The organism is Gudongella sp. QWL-04 (genome assembly GCF_058683975.1).
Genome location: NZ_CM178754.1, coordinates 1,491,902 through 1,510,889, shown reverse-complemented (window position 1 = coordinate 1,510,889; position 18,988 = coordinate 1,491,902). Strand labels below are relative to the sequence as shown.

Genomic DNA, 18,988 nt, shown 5'->3' with positions numbered 1-18,988 from the left:
AACAACTAATTTTCTAAATTCAGCTGTTATATGCTTAAACAAAATAATCAGGGGGGATAGAGGATATGTCAGCGGAAATGGTATTAAAAAATGGTGTAATCTATAGTCTTGATGGTAAGAAAGCTGAATCATTAGCAATCAGTGAAGGTATAGTTAAAAAAATAGGTTCAGATGAAGAAGTTGAAGCATTAATAGGTGAGGACACTTATGTAATTGACCTTAAAGGTAAAGCTGTAGTACCTGGTTTCAATGACACCCATGTTCATTTAGTTGGTTATGGTGCTGCAATAAATGCCGTGGATCTTAATGGAGTAAGTTCAATCGACGAGCTTATAACTAAATGTAGGGACTTTATTGATGAGAAACAAATAGATCCAGGCAAATGGGTTTATGGCAGAGGATGGAATCAAAATTTATTTGAGGTTGACGGCAAGAGATTTCCGACTAATGAAGATCTGGATAAGATATCAACTGAACACCCGATTTTACTTATAAGAGTTTGTGGTCATATAGGACTGTCAAACTCGAAAGCTCTCCAAAATGTTGGTATAACAGAAGATACCTTTATAGCTGGAGGCTCATTTGATAAAAATTCAGAAGGTAAACCTAATGGAATCATCAGAGAAGCTTCCTTGGAGTGGTATAAGAAAAACATCGTACCAAAACCTTCTTTAGAAGACATTAAGATATCAATCCTGTCCGGAGCTCACGAGCTGCTGAAATGGGGAGTGACGTCGATCCACTCTGAGGACTCTTACGACTTAGGATACGGCGGAGACTTTATGGATATCTACAAAGCATATAGAGAACTGGAGGCAGAAGGAAGACTGCCTTTGAGGGTTTATCAAAAAGTATCTCTTCCGAAACATGAAGATATTGAGAAGTTTCTAAAGACAGGATTAAGAACTGGTGATGGCAGTAATTTCTATAGAATCGGACCAGTTAAACAATGGTGCGACGGAACAATGGGAGCAAGGACTGCAGCGCTTATAGAGGGCTATAGTGATGATCCGGAAAATAGAGGTATACTTGTCTATGAGGAGGAAGAATTGTACCAAAACATCTTGCTGGCTCATAATGCAGGTATGCAGGTTTGTCTTCATGCTATAGGGGATAGAGCTTTGTCGACGGTTTTAAGTGCTTACGAAAGAGTTATATCAGAATCAAATCTGCCACATAGACACAGGATCGTCCATTGCCAGGTCGGTAATCGTGAATTATATGAAAAGCTGGCTAAGTTGAACTTGAGTATTAATATTCAGCCATTGTCAACCGCATCAGACATAAGCATGATGAACTCAAGGCTGGGCTCAGATCGAGAAAAGGAATCTCACAATTGGAGAACTATAACAGATTTAGGAGTATGTATTTCAGCCAGCTCAGACGTGCCTGTCGAGCTTCCTAATGTATTCTACGGCATTCATGCTATAGTGAATAGAAAAGATCTGAATGATAAACCGGAAAATGGCTGGTTGCCTGAGCAAGCAGTAACAGTTGAAGAAGCACTTAAGATGTATACAATAAACTCTGCTTGGAACGCATTTGAGGAAGAAATCAAAGGCACCTTGACTGAAGGAAAACTTGCGGATATGGTTATATTAGACAAAGATCCTTTTATGGTAGATGCAGGCTCAATTAAAGATATTAGAGTATTGGCAACTCTGGTTGATGGAAAGATAATGTTTGGAGAAAGCAACATATAACTAAACATTAGCAAGATTCTATGTTCGTTTTGAGAGGTGATATCTAGTGTCAGAATCAAAGAGTCGGAAAATATTCAATTCAATTGCGAAGATATATGGAAGGTTCTATAATTATCAAAAAAGAAACTTCATAAAAGTTATCGATCAAGTTAAACCTGAAATAGATATTACCTCTTTCAATACAGTTCTTGACGTTGGATGCGGGACAGGGGCTCTCTGCTCGGTTTTAGCCTCAAAAGGCCTGGAGGTAAAAGGAATAGATCCAGCTGAAAGGATGCTTGAAGAAGCAAGAAGCAAGCCAGAGAATAGGTCCGTAAGCTTTATTCAAGGAAGTGTACTGGATGGTCTGCCCTTTGATGACAACAGCTTCGACATAGCCATTGCATCCCATGTGGCTCATGGAATGAAGGCCGACTCAAGGAAGAAAATGTATTCGGAAATGAGCAGAGTAGCAAAGGAATATGTAATAATACACGACTACAATGATAGAAAAACACCCCTCACATCATTTGTGGAATGGCTTGAGGGGGGCGATTATTTTCACTTCATTAAGCATGCTGAACCTGAAATGAAGGATTGCATGAAGGAGATGAAAAACTGCTTTTCTGATGTAAGAGTATTAAATATTGGCAAAACCTCAAACTGGTATGTATGTAAGCCCAACAAGTAACATCCTGTGAAATGATGTTAAATAAGGGGTATAATATTTACGAATGCATAACTAAGCAAAGTATGGGGGTATAGACCTTAAGAGCAATTTGGACGCCAATACTCTTAAGCGAGCCGGAGCGTAACCGACCTATTCAGGTCGGTTTTTTGATGTTGTAAAGAAAATAACCTAGCAAGGGAGATGAAAATGATGAAAAGAAATTGTATTATGAGATACTTAGTGTTCACTTTAGTGTTACTGATGACTTTTGGTGGAATTAGTCCGATAGCTTATGCGGGGAAACCTAGCACTATAACAGGTGTAGAAATTACAACACCGGATATTCCGGAGACCATAGTTGAAGGAGATTATATTGATTTTCAAGTAACCTCAAAATATGGCAGCTCAAAGGAAGTAATTTGGTCATATTCTCCAAATCTTAGCCTAATAAGCGGGCCTATCGTTGTAAAAAAACAGGTGGTAGCTACCTTTAGGTTCTCACAAACCACTCCTGCCACTTATACTGAATATGTAAAAGTAAGAGATAGCAATGGATACGAAGACACGCTTTGGGCAACCTTTACGATACCTGGTACAGCTCCTGAAAACAAACCTCCAGTTGCAGAAAACCTTGAACTAACTACTAATGAGGATCAGACCATATCTGGTACAATTTATGCTTTCGACCCGGATGGCGATAGCCTTACAACAGCAATTACCTATGGTCCATCACATGGATCAGCAAATATCCAAGGATTGAATGTCACCTATACGCCCGATCCGAATTATTATGGTTCAGATTCACTTGTAGTGACGGTATATGATGGCAGAGGGGGCGAAGATACTGCGAATGTCTCTATTACAATAATCCCTGTAGATGATCCACTAAGGTACGTTGCTCTTGGTGACTCTATCCCATCTGGAATTTACTACACAAGTTTGTGGAATTACCTCTCAGGAGGAACGAACTCTTACAGCTATGTCGAGCAGTTGGCGGACTATCTCAATGTTGAAGATGCAAACTTCGTCGACGCAAGCGTCAGCGGATACAACACCGTAGATGTATATAACCAGGTTGGGTCTATAACAAAGTCAATCATTGATGCTGACATAATTACATTGTGTATTGGTGCTAACGACATAATGGATGCAGCTGGAAGAAATACTTCAGGATTAATGAAATATTCAATTAACTGGGATTTGGCAGCTACAGGCAGAGACAATTTTGAATATTATTGGTGGAGGTTAATTGATAGGATTGAAAGTATGAATCCGGATGTAACTTTGGTGGTAATGACGATCTATAATCCATATCGTATTGCAGATTCGTATTACACCCAAGTTGATCCCTATTTCTCGAATAGCACAGGCAAACTTGGCCTCAATTATATAATTAAAAATACGATCCAGCTTTATGATTCCGGAGGGAAGGATATTTTTGCCGACACCTTCAAGTACAAGGTCGTCGATATTTATAAAGCCTTTAACGACTATTCCAATAAAGACAGTCTGACCGGATTCTATCGAAGCTTCTGCGATCCTCATCCGAACCAAACTGGTCAAAATCTTATATTTGCAGAACACATGAAGACCTTTTAATAGAATTGGATTCAACGATTCCGGTACCTTATTTGGGAAATTCCCATAAAGGTACAGGTACCTTTATGTTAGTTTATAAGTTCACAGTATGCTATAATGTTCACAAGGAGGTGCGTTATGAAGAAGATAAGGATTTTGTTTACTGTTATTATTATATTTTCCATGTTGATTGGAAATATCGCCTATGCAGTAGAGCCCATAAAGGTCTATATTGAAAACTCCAGACTTGATATGGAGGTGTCACCTCAGATCCAAAACGGAAGGACTCTGGTGCCGTTAAGGGCAATATTCGAGGCTCTTGGAGCAGATATCAACTGGGATCCTGTCACGAGAACAGTAACAGGTACGAAGGACGAAACCGTTGTGACACTTACAATCGACAGTAAAACTGCATACATAAACGGATCCGCAAAGGAGCTTGATGCTCCTGCAGTAATAGTCTCAGGCAGGACTATGGTCCCTGCTAGATTCATAGCAGAAAGCCTTGGGGCAGTGGTTGGCTGGGACAGTGATTCAAAGACCGTCCTTGTGAACTCAGACATAGACAAGATAATGCTTTATAAAATATTGAGGATAATAGATGGCGACACACTGGTAGCATCTAGGAATGGTGTCGAAGAGACAGTCCGACTTATAGGAGTCGACACACCTGAGATTTTCATAAATGGTCAGCAGGTCAATGACCCTCAGGCTATCGCAGCTCTTGAATACGCAAAAACAGCTCTTACGGGGAGATTTGCAGAGCTTGAGCTGGACGTCGAGGAAAGAGACCAATATGGAAGACTCTTAGCTTACATCTGGCTGGACGGTGTAATGCTCAACAAGGTCCTTCTTGAGAACGGAATAGCAAAGGTCGCAACATATCCACCAAATGTAAAATACCTGGATGAGTTTACTGTGTCTGAAAAGCTTGCTCAGGATAAAAAGCTGGGTATTTGGGGAGTACAGCAGATCCAACCTTTAGTACCGGACGAAGGTTTATTCAAGATCGACAAAACGAAAACACTCGTAGGGCCTATTGGAGATCCAAAGACATCTCAATTCATTGGAAGCATCAAAAGCGACAAGTATCATAAGCCTGGTTACACACATCCAGGCCCCATCAAGGATGAAAACCTGATATACTTTGAAAGCCTTGAACATGCAATAATGAACGGCTACAAGCCGTGTGGCTACTGCTTCTAAAGACACATCACACAAAAAGCACTTTTAAAGAGTGCTTTTTTTATGGGCAAAAATATAGTACAGCTATAATTTACAACGATATTTAGAAGTGATATAATTACTAAATGTTAATAAACTAAAGCGATAACAAGGCGCAGTGTAATCATTGGTCAAAGGAGTAAGGACATGAGCATATTACTTGAAACTAAAGCTCTCGAGATGCATTTTAAGGGATTAAAAGCTGTTAAGGATTTCGATTCGACAATTGAAGAGAACAAAATATATGGTTTGATCGGTACTAACGGCGCCGGGAAAACCACTGTAATAAACATGCTTTCAGGTGTACTTAAGCCAACTTCCGGCAGCATAATTTATCTAGGCAACGACATAACAGGTATTAAGCCCCATAAGATAGCTAAACTCGGAATTTTGAGAACTTATCAAAATCTAAGGCTTTTTAAGAAGATGACTGTCATTGAAAATGTCGTCATAGGAGCACAAATCCATAAAAACTACAATAATATGCAGGCGATCCTTCAGCTTCCAGGCTTCAAGAATGAAGAAAGAGAACTATATGATAAGGCAATGGATATGCTTAAGATCATGGGGATAGATTCCATGGCTCAACATACATCTGGTTCTTTGCCCTATGGAGCTCAAAGAAAGCTTGAGATAGCAAGGATATTGGCTGCATCACCGAAATTGTTGCTGCTTGATGAACCGGCAGCTGGTATGAATCCCCATGAAAGTGCCGAATTGATACGTATATTGAGAAATATCAGGCAGCAGTTCAATCTTACGATAGTCCTCATAGAGCATGATATGAAGGTAGTCATGGGATTATGCGATTATATCTACGCAATGGCCTTTGGCGAGGTCATAGCAAAAGGCTTGCCTGAAGAGATAAGGAATGACCCAAAGGTTATCGAGGCATTCCTGGGGAGGGCGAGAGAACATGCTTAAGATAGAAGATTTGTGTGTTAAATACGATTCCATTAGAGTAGTGCACAGTGTTTCGCTGGAGATAAATGACGGTGAGATCGTTGCAATGATAGGGGCCAACGGAGCAGGAAAAAGCACAATACTTAAGACTATATCAGGACTTTTAAAAGCAGAATCCGGGAAAATCACCATGGATGGTGAAGACATAACTCGTGTCGACAGCCACGTGATAGTCCAAAGAGGGATCATACAGGTGCCGGAGGGAAGGCAGATATTTACAAAGATGACAATAGAAGAAAATCTCAAGCTTGGAGCATTTCTGCAAAAAGACAAAGCAAAGGTTGAAGTGAACTTTGAAAGAGCCCTGACGCTGTTTCCAATTCTCAAGGAGAGGCTAAAGCAAATGGCAGGAACGCTTTCGGGAGGAGAGCAGCAAATGCTAGCGATCGGAAGGGCACTTATGGGAGATCCCAGGCTCTTGCTTCTTGATGAGCCTTCGATGGGATTATCTCCTCTAATGACTCAAAATGTCTTCGATGTACTTAGACAACTTAAAAACGATGGGATCACGATGCTCCTTGTCGAACAAAATGCATATGATGCTATGGAGATCTCCGATAGAACATACATCCTTGAAACTGGAGTAGTTAAAATATCAGGCTGGAGCAAGGAACTAATTGAGGATCCAGGGATAAAGAAAGCCTACCTGGGAGGTGAATACGATGCCTGATTTTGGATATTTTCTAAGCCAGCTGTTCAACGGTATAAAGCTGGGCAGCGTATATGCCATGGTTGCCATAGGTTATTCTATGGTTTACGGGATACTAAGGCTGATCAATTTTGCACACGGAGACATAATGACAGTAGGGGTATATACCATACTCGTCCTGTTTACGACATATGGATTGCCTTTATGGCTGACGATAATCATTTCGATTGCTCTTGCCATAATAGTCGGACTCACTGCAGAAAGGATAGCGTACAGGCCATTAAGAAGCTCAGGAGAGGAAACGACCCTGATATCGTCATTGGCTGTCTCAATACTTATACAAAATATCATAGTAATGGTGTTCTCTCCTCAAAGAGTAGCCTTCCATCTCCCGGAATACCTGTCTAAGCTTCACACATTTGGCACAGTAAGATTGTCGACGATGAACATCATAACCTTTGTTGCAGTATTTGTAATACTTATAGCTCTTTCATACATGATAAAGAATACTAGAGTAGGAATGGCTATGAGAGCATGCTCCGACAATATGAATGCAGCCAGGCTGATGGGTATAAACATAACCACAATAATCGTTATCGCCTTTGCCATAGGCTCGGCACTGGCAGCTCTTTCAGGCCTGATGCTTGCAGGTGAATATAAGACAATCGATCCCCTGATGGGATTTGTTCCAGGACTAAAGGCATTCTGCGCAGCTGTACTTGGAGGTATAGGGAGCCTTGGAGGGGCTGTATTGGGAGGTTTTATTCTTGGGATCATAGAAATGCTCTTTGCAGGTCTTATGCCTACAGAGATAACACCCTACAGGGATGCATTCGTATTTCTGGTACTGATACTTGTTTTACTTGTCAAGCCTAACGGAATCCTTGGTTCTAACGAAGGGGGGCGAAGCTGATGAAGCTAAGGGACAGTTATCTTTTCCGGCTCATCTTATTCGTGCTTGTTCCATTGGCAGTAATCATTTACGCGGGCCTTGACAGCGGCGGATATTATGCTGGACTTATAAATTTGGTTGGAATAAACATAATTCTCGTGGCCAGTCTAAATCTGGTCAATGGATTCTCAGGGATGTTTTCAATGGGTCATGCTGCTTTCATGGCTATCGGAGCCTATACCTCTGCGACCTTGACATTGAATGCGGCACAAAAGGCAACATATATGCCTGGTCTCCCGGAGTGGCTGATGAACCTGGTTCTTCCTTTTCCATTGGCACTTCTGGTGGGAGGGTTATTCGCAGCGGCAGTGGCAATTCTCATAGGATTTCCCGTATTGAGATTCAAGGGGCATTACCTTTCTGTTGCAACGATAGGGCTTATAGTGATCGTAAGGGCGGTATTGGACAACGAGGACCAGTTTACAAACGGAGCCAGGGGAGTAACCGGACTGCCCTCATACGCATCAACGTGGATCATTTTCACAATAGCAATCCTGGTATTATACCTCCTTCACAGACTGATCAACAGCGCCTATGGCAGAGGTCTTATAGCCATGAGGGACGATTACGTAGCAGCGCAGACGCTGGGTGTAAACCTGACTACTAAAAAACTTTCAGCCTTCTGCATAAGTGCATTTATAGCAGGAGTTGGAGGCGGCTTATGGGGTCATATGCAAAGCGTAATTTCAGGTAAGTTCTTTTATATCGACTACAGCTTTAAAATAGTACAGACCTCTATAATAGGGGGGATGTCATCTTTAAGCGGATCAGTTGTCGGGTCGATCCTCATGACTTACATCCCGGAATTTTTGGCACCGCTGGAGAATGGTCTAAGGATTTTCGGAACGAGACTCCCTGAGCTTTATGGGATATCAAACATCATACTATCATCCTTCCTAATAGTCCTCATTATCTTTAGAAGGCAGGGGATCATGGGCTATAGCGAAATTATAACTGAAAGCATATTCTCGATCAAAACCTACAAGAGCATATTCGACAAAAATGAATACCAGATATTCATAGAATCACTCAAAGGCAGCTTAAAAAACATGGGCAGTATTCCGGCACGAATAAGTGCAAGGATCTCAAATAATAAAAGAAAAAAGAAGGGGGAGTAGAAATGAAAAGCAAAATGACTAAAAGAACAGTCTCCATTTTGATAATATTGACAATGGTACTGTCAATGGCAGGCTGTGGAACCAAAGAGGAAGCCGGTGCAGAGACAATAAACGTAGGTGCGATTTTCAATCTGACAGGCGGGCAGGCATCTATCGATGAGCCTTCATACAACGGCTTCAAGCTGGCAGCCGATGAAATCAATGCTGCCGGAGGGGTAAACGGCAAGATGATCAATGTCGTATCCTATGATGGAAAGACAGAACAAACAACTGTAGCCAGCAATGTTAAGAAGATGATCGACGTCGACAAGTGCGTAGTCATTTCTGGATTGTCAGATTCCAACTACGCTTTGGCAGCAGGAAACGTAGCACAGGAGAATGGCATCCCATTCATCACATCAGGTGCAACTCTTCCAACTTTGCCTGATCAGGTCGGAGACTTCGCATTCCTGGCTCCATTTGGCGACGACATACAGGCATATGCGGCTGCTGAGTATGCAATCGATGAACTGGGAGTAACAAAGGCATATATGCTGATCGACCAATCAATGGAGTTCACAAAGACACTTGCTTTCTTCTTTGAGGAAAGATTCATTGAAAAGGGTGGAGAGATAGTACTTAAGGACAACTACATGAACAAGGACCCGGACTTTTCAGCTCAAATCGACAGATTCCTGGCTAATCAAAACGGAGCTGAAATACTATTCATTTCAGGTGTTCCAGATGATGCAGGAGTTGTAGTCAAGCAATTCAGAGATAAGGGTGTAACTCTTCCTGTAATCAGTGGAGACGGCTTCGATACTCCACTTCTTATTGAAGTAGCCGGACCAGCTGCTGAGGACACTTATGTCGCAACTCATACCTCCCTGGAAAACACAGCTGAAAAGGTACAAAACTTTGTTAAGGCATATACCGATGAGTATGGAAGAGCTCCTGAAAATGCATTTGCAGCTCTTGGTTACGATGCAATGTACCTTATTGCAGATGCTCTCGGCAGAGCAACTGACGTAACTGATCCAACAGCTATCCGTGACGCAATAGCTCAAACCAAGGGTCTAGAAGTTGTCACCGGAGTAATCACCTATGAGGATGGCAGCCATGTTCCAAATAAATCGGTAACCATAAATAAAGTCGAAGGCGGAAAATTCGTATTCCAAAAAGAAGTCAGCATGTCCAACTAATTTATTTTCATGACGACAATAGAAAGGGGATGGTCAATCAATGGCTAATCACGAACTATTAAAGCTTACAGCAAACCAGGTCAAGGCAGGGGGATATGACAAGGCAATACTTGCTATAGGATCATGTGAGGCCCATGGCAAACATCTTGCTGAGGGAACGGACACCATAGTGTCATATAAACTATCGTGCATGATCGCCGATAAGGTAGATGGGTTGCTTGTGCTTCCACCGGTAACTGTAGGGTACAGCGCACACTACGACACCTTTCCATTTACCATATCCCTGGGATATGATACTATCACACAAGTTATTTATGACATAATTGAGTCTGTGCTAAGAAACAGCGTAAATAGAATCTTCCTTATGAATGGTCACGACGGAAACATTGCTCCCTTGGAGATCGCATCGAGGAAAATAAAAGAAAAATACCCACAGGCAAGGATCGCAGCACTTCCTGCATGGTGGGTAACTGCAGGAGACCTGCTGCCAGAAGGAACCTTCGAGGTTTGGAATGGCCTTGGACATGCAGGAGAAGGCGAGTCCTCGATTGCTTACTACCTTTTCCCGGAATGGTGCGAGAAGGAGCTGGCAACATGTGTTATTCCTGACAAGCTGCCAAAGTATGTTGAAATGAAATGGGATTTTGCAGAGTTAACAAATACAGCTCAAACCGGTGATGCGACAAAAGCGACTCCGGAAAAAGGTGAAAAGATGACTAAGGTCCTGGTCGATGCCGTTGTGGAAGCAATCAAAGACCTGGATGCCAGAAACTGGGATTATACATCCACAGAATCAGAATCAAAGCTATAAAATAATATGAAAAGGCACCTCCTATAGCAGAGGTGCCTTTTTTATGGGATTAAGTGCAAAATTGCCGGGTATAACTGGGCGCATTGTACTTCATTTAATCTAAATCAAATCAATCGACCTAGTAGACCAATGAAAATCCGATAAGTAATCAAACAACTCTTTCTTATCGCCCTTCTCGAATAGCTTGACTATTTCCTCGTGTTCTTTATTCATTTCTTCGGATATATAGTAAAGCTCATCCTCATTATCGCTGAAATACGTATATCTATCCAGATTTTCCTTCAAATTATGAAGCATAGAAACAAGCTGCTTATTATCACATTTACTTATGTAAACACTATGAAAATTCTCCTGTTGTTCACAGTAATAAGGGTAGTTTTTGAACCTGATAGCTACATTTGCTAATTCAATATGCTCTCTCATTTTCTTGAAATCATCCTCTGTCATATAAGGAAGAGCAAGCTTAGCAGCAAGAGCATCCAAATGAGCCAGTATTTCATAGGAATCAAGTTTTGTTTTCTTATCAAACTTAGTCACTGTATATCCCCTGCGAGGGATCTTTTTTAATACTCCGCTTGCCGTAAGCTCTATTAATGCCTCTCGAGCAGGAGTTCTGCTTATGTTCAAAGCTTCGCAAACCATTGATTCAGTAATCACGACATCAGAGGAAAATTCACCATTTTGTATCTTGGACAATATTCCTTTCATAGCCATTTGTCTCAATGAAGTTATATCCATATAAAAATCCCCCAGCCTTTAGATAGAAATTAGTTGCACTTGTTTAGAATATATCACAGGTATACATTAAATACAATATAAAGCATTTAAAATGAAATATACATGTATACATACAAAATGTGAAAATTTATACAATTAATTAAAATGGCTTAATATACAAATATAAAAATAAATAACCTCTTAGAACACAGGTATACATTGACTATAATTGTCTTGCATGTGCAAATACATATATATATAATCGAGTTAAACAAGCGCTTGAATTACAATCTGGTTTTCAACATATTTCTCAAGGAGGTCAACCAATGGAAAAGAAACCCTACGTAATCGTAGAATGGAATGATGTAGATACTGAGGCAACTGGATGGCTTTGTGCTTACAACTTCGTAAACCACTATTGTGGCGGAGGAACACGTATGCATCCGACAGTAACCAAGGAGGAAGTAGTAAGACTTGCCACTACCATGGGATACAAGTATAAGGCAGCAGAATCTCAAACCACAGGAGGATGTAAGGGCGGGATAGCTTATGATTATAAAGCTCCAGATGCAAAGGATGTGCTTAGAAGATACCTAATAGCTATGGCACCTTACATAAAGGCCGGCGTATCCATTGGTGGGGATCTTGGAGTCGATTATGGTGATGTTCTCAGGATTCTTGATGAAATAGGCATAGGATTGCCAGCGACCAAGGAAATGAAAAGCGATCCAAAAATCATTCAAGGGATCATAGATCATGACAAACTTTGCGATATGACTTACGACGGCTTTAAAATGTACGACATGATAACCGGGTATGGTTGTGCTGCGGGCTTAGATGAGGCATGGAAGATAAAATCAGGAAAAGAAGGCGCAACTGTTGTGCTTCAAGGATTTGGATGCGTAGGAGCATCCATGGCAGTCAGCCTTGATAAAATGGGCTATAAGATAATTGGAATAGCAGATGCAAATGGATTTGTCGTATGCGAGGAAGGACTCGATGTTAAGAAACTGGTTGAGACAAGGAAACCTAAAGGTGAGCTTGATCCAGAAGCTTTTGAACCTCATTATAAAGTACTGAAGAATTCAGAGTGGCTTGATGTGGATTGCGACATCCTTGTACCAGCTGCACTTGAGGACGTAATCAATAAGAGCAACGCTCATAAAGTAAAAGCTAGCCTTATTGTAGAAGCTGCAAACATACCAACTACAAGTGAAGCAGATGATATCCTCAATGAAATGGGAGTCGATATCTGCGTTGACTTTGTCACAAATCTAGGCGGAATAAGAATCTATGACGTGGCTGTCTTTGGACTGGTACCATGTGAACCTGAAGCTATCGTTAAGGATACCTGTGACCTTGTTAGAAGAAATACTCGTAAGGTATTTGAAAAGGCTGCTGCAGAAAACAAAACAACAAGACAGGTCGCAAGAGAACTATTTGTTCCTGATACTTTTGATACCCCGGATATTTAGGAGGTTGATCATGGAAAGACTAACAATCAACAGCGAGTCATGCAAAGCATGTGGTTATTGCATTGCTCAATGTCCTAAAAAAGCACTTAGCATGACCGGACCTATAAATCGGTCTGGATATACAACGACAGAGGTTGAACATGAAAAATGCATTACTTGTGGAGTTTGCTTTAATGTTTGTCCTGATTACGTCTATGAAATAATAATTGAGGAGGTTTAGAAGTGGCAAAACAACTTATTAAAGGAAATGATGCGATAGCAGAAGCGGCTGTAAGGGCAGGATGCCGTTTCTTCGCTGGCTATCCGATAACCCCTCAAAGTGAGATCCTTGAGTATCTATCCTGGAGGCTGCCAGAGGTTGGTGGAGTATTTGTTCAAACAGAGTCAGAGCTCTCTGGGATCTCAATGGTATACGGCGCGTCATCAACAGGCGCAAGAGCATTCACAAGCTCATCTGGTCCGGGATTCAGCCTTATGCAGGAGGGCATATCATACATGGCATCAGCTGAACTGCCATGCGTAATAGTTGACGTTCAACGATACGGTTCAGGACTTGCTGATATCTACACAGGGCAGGGAGATTACTGGCAGGCAGTTAAGAACGGAGGACATGGAGATTACAGGTGCATTGTCTATGCTCCTAACTCAGTGCAGGAGTCAGTAGATCTTATGATCAAAGCCTTTGAGAAATCAGAGGTATATCGAAATCCTGTAATAATTTTAACTGATGCTTCGATTGCACAGATGATGGAGCCAGTGGAATTTCCTGAAATGATGGAGCACGATCAGAATAAATATGAATGGGCGTTAAAAGGTAAGGGTGAAGGAAAAAACAATAGACACACGTCTGTATTGTATTACAAACCAGACTATGACAGCTATCTTAGAAACAAATACGACACAATTGCAGCAGAAGAGCAGAAATGGGAGGAATTTAACACAAAGGATGCTGATTTGATTCTTGTAGCTTATGGGATATCCTCGAGGATCTGCGAAGAAGTGATCGAGCAGGCGGAAGTTGAAGGGCTTAAAATTGGACTTATTCGTCCTATAACTCTATTCCCATTCCCAACAAAGGCATTTGAAATGAAAAAACCTTCAAAGGGATATGCATCTGTAGAAATGTCATGTCTTTCCCAAATGATCGAGGATGTCGCTCTTGCTGCCAAAGGAGTACCGACATATCCGATACGCGGAGGCATGAAGCTATATGAAGCGGAAGATATTCTAAATGAAGTAAAAAACATCTTGTCAGGAAATGCAAAGGAGGTGTATTGAGGTGGAAAGAAGGAGATCAGAAATTCTTTATGTAGATAATAAATATTGTGCCGGTTGTGGACATGGAATAGTAAACAGACTGGTTGCTGAGGTCCTTGAAGAAATGGGAGAAGATAAAGGAGCTATCTGCGCTGTGGCTGTTGGATGTTCTTCCTGGATGCCCGATACATACGGAGTCGATATAATTCAGGCTCAACACGGGAGAGCTGCCGCAATAGCAGCAGGAATAAAGCACTGCAGACCAAACAGCATGGTATTTTCATATCAGGGTGATGGAGATGCTCTTGCAATTGGAATGTCTGAAACAATGTATGCAGCGATAAGAAATGACAACATAACAGTGATCCTGATAAACAATAATAATTTTGGTATGACCGGTGGTCAGATGTCGCCAACAACCTTGGAAAATCAAAAGACAACAACAACTAAATTCGGAAGAGACGTATCAAAGACAGGTAAGCCCGTGGACATAATGAAATTGATGGGAACTCTTGATGTTGCTTATCTTGCCAGAGGTACGATGACGTCAAATAAGGAGATATTGAAAACCAAGAAATATATTAGAAAAGCCTTCGAAGCTCAAAAAAACGGAGCAGGCTACAGTATGGTAGAAGTTATATCTCCATGTCCATCTAATTGGAAACTGACACCGCTCGAGTCTTGTGAGTATATCGACAATGTTGTACAAAAGGTTTACCCACTTGGGGAATTCAAGGTCGGAGGTGCAGAGCAATGAACTTAGTGTTCGCAGGATTTGGAGGACAGGGAGTTTTGACGGCAGGTCTGATAATAGGGAAAACTGGCATGGATCTAGGGAAAAATGTAACCTGGATACCCTCATACGGGAGCGAAATGAGGGGTGGAACAGCTAACTGCAACCTAAAAATTTCAGATCAAAAAATATCGAGCCCATTTGTAAATAAAATTGATGTGTTGATAGCTATGAACATGCCTTCGATTAAAAAGTTTGAAAAAAAGGTATCTCCTGGCGGTACAATAATCGCAAACAAAACCTTAGTTGAAGATCATAGCTTTAGAAAAGATGTCAACGTCTACTTGGTAGATGCAACAGTAATTTCGGACCAAATGGAATACTCAAAAGGAGCAAATATTGTTATGCTTGGGGGTCTAGCCTCAGCCGGGGTCCTATTTGATGTTGAAACAGTCAGACGTGGAATAGAGAGCTTTTTCTCTATGAAGGGACACAACAATCCTAAAAATATGATGTGCTTTCAAAGAGGATTGGAAATGACTCATAAAAGCTAGTGAAGGAGCGAAAACAATGGATATAAGGAAGCTGCTTAAACCAAAAAAAATCGCGGTGGTCGGAGCCAGTGAAAAATTTGGCTTCGGAGGGGATACTTGTAGGAACATAATCCAATATATGAGTCCAGAAGATTACTTTTTTATTAACCCTAGGAGAGAAGAGGTTCTTGGAGTTAAATGTTATAAAACTATAAGCGATCTCCCTGAGCCAGTAGAGCTACTCGTTATTGCAACTCCAAAGGAGACTGTTGAAGATTTGCTGAGAGAAGGCTCTAAGAAGGGTGTAAAGGGAGCAGTGGTATTCGCAAGCGGTTATGGAGAAGTAGGGACCAAAGAAGGCGAAGAGGCTGAACAAAGTCTTAAAGCCCTTTGTGAAGAGCTTGATATCGCTTTGATGGGTCCAAACTGTGCAGGTTACATCAACTACATCGACATGATATATCCATATGCCTTTATTTCCAACGAAAGAGAAAGAAGAGGAAATGTGGGAGTCGTATCACAAAGCGGTCAATTAGTTCTATCTATGATGGAATCTCAAAGCATAAGGTTTTCATACGCGATTTCATCAGGAAACGGAAAAATCACGACAATTGAGGATTATCTTGACTTTCTGGTGGATGACAAGGACACTAATGTAATTGCTCTTTATATGGAGGGCAGTAAGAATCCAAGGAAATTTGCAGAGGCACTAAAAAAGGCAGCACTAAACAGAAAGCCTGTCGTGGTCCTAAAAACTGGAAGATCAGATAAAGGCCAAGCTCTTGCTGCGTCTCATACTGGAAGCTTATCTGGCAGCGACAAGGTATTTGATGCGCTATTTGAGAAATTTGGAGTCATAAGAGTCGATGACCTTGAAGAGTTGATGTCTACTGCTCAAAGCCTGGCGGTGCTTAAAAGGCTTCCTAAAAAATCAGGGGTAGCATCGATAAGTCTTTCAGGAGGAGAAACTGGTATTTGTGCAGACCTTGGTCAACTTGTTGGGATCGAATATCCGGATTTTTCAAAAGCAACAGTAGAGAACTTGGAAAATATTTTACCTGGATATGCAACAGTAAACAATCCTTTGGACTCCACAGCAACACTTTCTTATGATACTGATAAATTTGCCTCGGTATGTGAGACCGTAATGAAAGATCCGTCTATCGGAATTGTTTCGATTGGTTATACCTTGCTCGAAGAAATCGCTGACAATGCAATATTCTACATGTCAGAAGCTCTAGAGAGAGTAATGAAGGAGCCTTGGTCAAAGCCCTGCGTAATGCTGCCATTTGCCGAGAATACAAGAAATGCTGAGTACGTATTAAAATTGGAGCAAAGCGGAGTTCCCGTATTGCCAACTTCGCTATATGCGTTGAAAATAATCAAGAACATACTAAAATTCTCGTTATATAACATAGATGACCATGATCTCGAGCTGGCATTATTTAATAATGAGGGATCTATAGGCGTATTAACAGATGATAGTAATGTAGAAAAAGTCCTGACTGAGAGTCAGAGCAAGAAAATCATACAAGATTATGGGATAGCATCAAGTGTGTTTAAACTAGCTCACTCTAGAGAAGAAGCTGGAGCGATCTTCAAAGAGCTTGGTTTGGACAAGGTAGTTGCGAAAGTAGACAGCCCGGATATTCTTCACAAATCGGATTCAGGGTGTGTGATCCTTAATATAAAAACTGCTGAAGAAGCAATGGATGCATACGATGAGATCATAAATAATGCACATAGGCATTTTAATGATCCACGCATAGAGGGTGTTCAGATTTGTGAAATGGTCCCAAAAGGAATTGAGGTCATACTTGGAGTAAATAATGACCCACAGTTTGGGCCGGTAGTGCTTGTTGGACTCGGTGGAATATTCGTTGAAATATTTAAGGACACATCAATGGCCCTGGCCCCCATATCTTACAAAGAAGCTGAGAAGATGATAAAGAGCCTAAAAAGCTATCCTTTATTGGAAGGCTATAGAGGTTCTGCAAAGGGAGACATAGCTGCGTTGGCTGAATCAATCGTCAAGGTTTCAAAGCTTGCAGTTGAGCACGACAGTTTAATGAAAGAACTTGATATCAACCCAATATTTGTATATGAAAAAGGTGTTTGTGCAGTGGATGCTCTCTACATCAGAAAATAAGGAGGTATGTGTATGAGTAAACTCAACAAATTTTTGGCGATATTGTCACTGGGAGTAGCAGGTGGATCGATTTATCTGATTCCGTACATAAGGTATGTATTCTATGATTGGCAGCTCGAAGCATTAGCAATAACAAATACCCAGCTTGGAATTTTGTCAACTGCCTATGCAATAGGATGTATGCTGCTTTACATTCCTGGAGGTATGATCGCAGACAGGCTTTCTACTAAAAAGTGTATCCTGGCTTCACTTATAACCACGACAGTATTGACTGCAATTTTGGCCTTCGCATCAGGATATGCCATAACATTGGCTATTTGGTTCTTATTTGCCTTCACTACAACCTTTGTGTTCTGGGGATCGTTGATGAAGACTATAAGAATGATAGGTACGGAAAAAGAGCAGGGATTCATGTTTGGACTTTATTACCTAGGAAACGGTATAACAGGAGCTATCGTAAATTCCATTGCATTGAGGCTTTCCGAAATGGGGATCGATGGTACACAAAAATTCATGATATGTGTCCTGACCTATGCAGCGAGTACTTTATTGGCAGCATTGTTGGTATTTATATTCGTCAAGGAAAAACTGTATGTGGGTACTGATGTTACAATCAACGAGTTTAAGATGGACCAGGTAAAGGAAGTAATGAAAAACCCTACAGTATGGGTATTCTCTTTCATAATATTTGCAGCATATACAGTTGGCTACAGTGGAGGAACAATGTTCACCCCTTATTTGACGGAAGTAGTCGGTATAACACCTGAAGAATCAGGGCTCTTATCGATAATCAGAACATATATTTTCTATATTCTGGCACCGTTAAGCGGATATGTTGCTGACAAGGTATTTAAGTCAACAAGCCGTTGGTTCATTATCCTGTTCACTATCCTGGCTGCCCTATACTTTGGAGTTCTTGCAATTCCTTCGACTATGGACGTAACTCTTGTAAGCTACTACACATTGTTGCCAGGTCTGTTTGGGCTAGCACTATACGGGATCATGTTCTCAATAGCCAGTGAAACAAAAATACCTGCCACCGTAATGGGTACAGCAGTTGGAATTGCCTCAGTTATTGGTTATTCACCAGACTTTTTCATGTGGACATTGTTTGGCAGCTGGCTTGATAAATTTGGTGGTGCAGGCTACACTTACGTATTCATTTATCTCGGAATGGTAAGTTTGGTGGGAATTTTCGCATCTTACTATATCAGGAAAAGAGCAATAGCAGCAAACAAGATTCCTGCAGAATTGCAACCTGAATAATAATTTAATAAATCCAGAGCTGATTTTTGG

Annotated in this window: 18 protein-coding genes; 17 read left to right on the top strand and 1 reads right to left on the bottom strand. The window is 41.1% G+C overall.

What is annotated here, in order from left to right:
* The first annotated feature begins 65 nt into the window (after window positions 1–65).
* From AC4PHB_RS07590 to AC4PHB_RS07545, 10 genes are all read left to right on the top strand, one after another.
* Window positions 66–1,703, top strand: coding sequence for an amidohydrolase (locus AC4PHB_RS07590; protein ID WP_492135849.1), 1,638 nt, complete (start codon window positions 66–68; stop codon window positions 1,701–1,703).
* A gap of 46 nt (window positions 1,704–1,749) precedes the next feature.
* Window positions 1,750–2,373 (top strand): class I SAM-dependent methyltransferase, encoded by a 624-nt coding sequence (locus AC4PHB_RS07585; RefSeq protein WP_492135848.1) that lies wholly within the window; start codon window positions 1,750–1,752, stop codon window positions 2,371–2,373.
* 186 nt (window positions 2,374–2,559) lie between these two features.
* Window positions 2,560–3,951, top strand: coding sequence for an Ig-like domain-containing protein (locus AC4PHB_RS07580; RefSeq protein ID WP_492135847.1), 1,392 nt, complete (start codon window positions 2,560–2,562; stop codon window positions 3,949–3,951).
* A 117-nt stretch (window positions 3,952–4,068) separates the two neighbouring features.
* Window positions 4,069–5,136, top strand: coding sequence for a stalk domain-containing protein (locus AC4PHB_RS07575; RefSeq protein ID WP_492135846.1), 1,068 nt, complete (start codon window positions 4,069–4,071; stop codon window positions 5,134–5,136).
* Window positions 5,137–5,301: 165 nt separating this feature from the next.
* Window positions 5,302–6,078: an ABC transporter ATP-binding protein gene (locus AC4PHB_RS07570; protein WP_492135845.1), complete on the top strand. Its 777-nt coding sequence runs from the start codon at window positions 5,302–5,304 to the stop codon at window positions 6,076–6,078.
* Window positions 6,071–6,787, top strand: coding sequence for an ABC transporter ATP-binding protein (locus tag AC4PHB_RS07565; RefSeq protein WP_492135844.1), 717 nt, complete (start codon window positions 6,071–6,073; stop codon window positions 6,785–6,787). Before AC4PHB_RS07570 ends, AC4PHB_RS07565 begins: the two co-directional genes overlap by 8 nt.
* On the top strand, window positions 6,780–7,679 hold the full coding sequence (locus AC4PHB_RS07560; RefSeq protein WP_492135843.1) for a branched-chain amino acid ABC transporter permease: 900 nt from the start codon (window positions 6,780–6,782) through the stop codon (window positions 7,677–7,679). The genes AC4PHB_RS07565 and AC4PHB_RS07560 overlap by 8 nt, the downstream gene beginning before the upstream one ends.
* The gene (locus tag AC4PHB_RS07555) at window positions 7,679–8,836 is read left to right on the top strand and encodes a branched-chain amino acid ABC transporter permease (protein WP_492135842.1); all 1,158 of its coding nucleotides are present in this window, start codon (window positions 7,679–7,681) and stop codon (window positions 8,834–8,836) included. The genes AC4PHB_RS07560 and AC4PHB_RS07555 overlap by 1 nt, the downstream gene beginning before the upstream one ends.
* Before the next feature lie 2 nt (window positions 8,837–8,838).
* Window positions 8,839–10,017 (top strand): ABC transporter substrate-binding protein, encoded by a 1,179-nt coding sequence (locus tag AC4PHB_RS07550; protein WP_492135841.1) that lies wholly within the window; start codon window positions 8,839–8,841, stop codon window positions 10,015–10,017.
* A gap of 40 nt (window positions 10,018–10,057) precedes the next feature.
* A complete protein-coding gene (locus AC4PHB_RS07545) occupies window positions 10,058–10,828 on the top strand; it encodes a creatininase family protein (protein WP_492135840.1) in 771 nt (256 codons plus the stop codon).
* A gap of 99 nt (window positions 10,829–10,927) precedes the next feature.
* Here the strand turns inward: AC4PHB_RS07545 and AC4PHB_RS07540 are convergent, their stop codons facing one another.
* Window positions 10,928–11,566, bottom strand: coding sequence for a GntR family transcriptional regulator (locus tag AC4PHB_RS07540; protein WP_492135839.1), 639 nt, complete (start codon window positions 11,564–11,566; stop codon window positions 10,928–10,930).
* 305 nt (window positions 11,567–11,871) lie between these two features.
* Between AC4PHB_RS07540 and AC4PHB_RS07535 the strand changes: the two genes are divergently transcribed.
* From AC4PHB_RS07535 to AC4PHB_RS07505, 7 genes are read left to right on the top strand one after another with little or no spacing between them, the layout of a single operon-like run.
* Window positions 11,872–13,020 carry a Glu/Leu/Phe/Val dehydrogenase dimerization domain-containing protein gene (locus AC4PHB_RS07535; protein WP_492135838.1) on the top strand — a complete coding sequence of 383 codons (1,149 nt, stop codon included), beginning with the start codon at window positions 11,872–11,874 and terminating at the stop codon, window positions 13,018–13,020.
* A gap of 10 nt (window positions 13,021–13,030) precedes the next feature.
* Window positions 13,031–13,240 carry a 4Fe-4S binding protein gene (locus AC4PHB_RS07530; RefSeq protein ID WP_492135837.1) on the top strand — a complete coding sequence of 70 codons (210 nt, stop codon included), beginning with the start codon at window positions 13,031–13,033 and terminating at the stop codon, window positions 13,238–13,240.
* 2 nt (window positions 13,241–13,242) lie between these two features.
* Window positions 13,243–14,298 carry a 3-methyl-2-oxobutanoate dehydrogenase subunit VorB gene (gene vorB / locus AC4PHB_RS07525; protein WP_492135836.1) on the top strand — a complete coding sequence of 352 codons (1,056 nt, stop codon included), beginning with the start codon at window positions 13,243–13,245 and terminating at the stop codon, window positions 14,296–14,298.
* Between the two features lies 1 nt (window position 14,299).
* Window positions 14,300–15,034, top strand: a complete 735-nt coding sequence (locus AC4PHB_RS07520) for a thiamine pyrophosphate-dependent enzyme (protein ID WP_492135835.1) — start codon at window positions 14,300–14,302, stop codon at window positions 15,032–15,034.
* Window positions 15,031–15,564 carry a 2-oxoacid:ferredoxin oxidoreductase subunit gamma family protein gene (locus AC4PHB_RS07515; protein ID WP_492135834.1) on the top strand — a complete coding sequence of 178 codons (534 nt, stop codon included), beginning with the start codon at window positions 15,031–15,033 and terminating at the stop codon, window positions 15,562–15,564. Before AC4PHB_RS07520 ends, AC4PHB_RS07515 begins: the two co-directional genes overlap by 4 nt.
* 16 nt (window positions 15,565–15,580) lie before the next feature.
* Window positions 15,581–17,692, top strand: a complete 2,112-nt coding sequence (locus AC4PHB_RS07510; RefSeq protein WP_492135833.1) for an acetate--CoA ligase family protein — start codon at window positions 15,581–15,583, stop codon at window positions 17,690–17,692.
* A gap of 12 nt (window positions 17,693–17,704) precedes the next feature.
* The gene (locus AC4PHB_RS07505) at window positions 17,705–18,958 is read left to right on the top strand and encodes an MFS transporter (protein ID WP_492135832.1); all 1,254 of its coding nucleotides are present in this window, start codon (window positions 17,705–17,707) and stop codon (window positions 18,956–18,958) included.
* The last annotated feature ends 30 nt before the right edge of the window (window positions 18,959–18,988 follow it).

Coding starts and splice junctions, on each gene's coding strand:
- AC4PHB_RS07515 (WP_492135834.1), top strand. CDS start 15,031: ATGAACTTAGTGTTCGCAGGATTTGGAGGACAGGGAGTTTTGACGGCA.
- AC4PHB_RS07510 (WP_492135833.1), top strand. CDS start 15,581: ATGGATATAAGGAAGCTGCTTAAACCAAAAAAAATCGCGGTGGTCGGA.
- AC4PHB_RS07535 (WP_492135838.1), top strand. CDS start 11,872: ATGGAAAAGAAACCCTACGTAATCGTAGAATGGAATGATGTAGATACT.
- AC4PHB_RS07505 (WP_492135832.1), top strand. CDS start 17,705: ATGAGTAAACTCAACAAATTTTTGGCGATATTGTCACTGGGAGTAGCA.
- AC4PHB_RS07590 (WP_492135849.1), top strand. CDS start 66: ATGTCAGCGGAAATGGTATTAAAAAATGGTGTAATCTATAGTCTTGAT.
- AC4PHB_RS07560 (WP_492135843.1), top strand. CDS start 6,780: ATGCCTGATTTTGGATATTTTCTAAGCCAGCTGTTCAACGGTATAAAG.
- AC4PHB_RS07580 (WP_492135847.1), top strand. CDS start 2,560: ATGATGAAAAGAAATTGTATTATGAGATACTTAGTGTTCACTTTAGTG.
- AC4PHB_RS07575 (WP_492135846.1), top strand. CDS start 4,069: ATGAAGAAGATAAGGATTTTGTTTACTGTTATTATTATATTTTCCATG.
- AC4PHB_RS07555 (WP_492135842.1), top strand. CDS start 7,679: ATGAAGCTAAGGGACAGTTATCTTTTCCGGCTCATCTTATTCGTGCTT.
- AC4PHB_RS07570 (WP_492135845.1), top strand. CDS start 5,302: ATGAGCATATTACTTGAAACTAAAGCTCTCGAGATGCATTTTAAGGGA.
- AC4PHB_RS07530 (WP_492135837.1), top strand. CDS start 13,031: ATGGAAAGACTAACAATCAACAGCGAGTCATGCAAAGCATGTGGTTAT.
- AC4PHB_RS07545 (WP_492135840.1), top strand. CDS start 10,058: ATGGCTAATCACGAACTATTAAAGCTTACAGCAAACCAGGTCAAGGCA.
- AC4PHB_RS07565 (WP_492135844.1), top strand. CDS start 6,071: ATGCTTAAGATAGAAGATTTGTGTGTTAAATACGATTCCATTAGAGTA.
- AC4PHB_RS07550 (WP_492135841.1), top strand. CDS start 8,839: ATGAAAAGCAAAATGACTAAAAGAACAGTCTCCATTTTGATAATATTG.
- AC4PHB_RS07540 (WP_492135839.1), bottom strand. CDS start 11,566: ATGGATATAACTTCATTGAGACAAATGGCTATGAAAGGAATATTGTCC.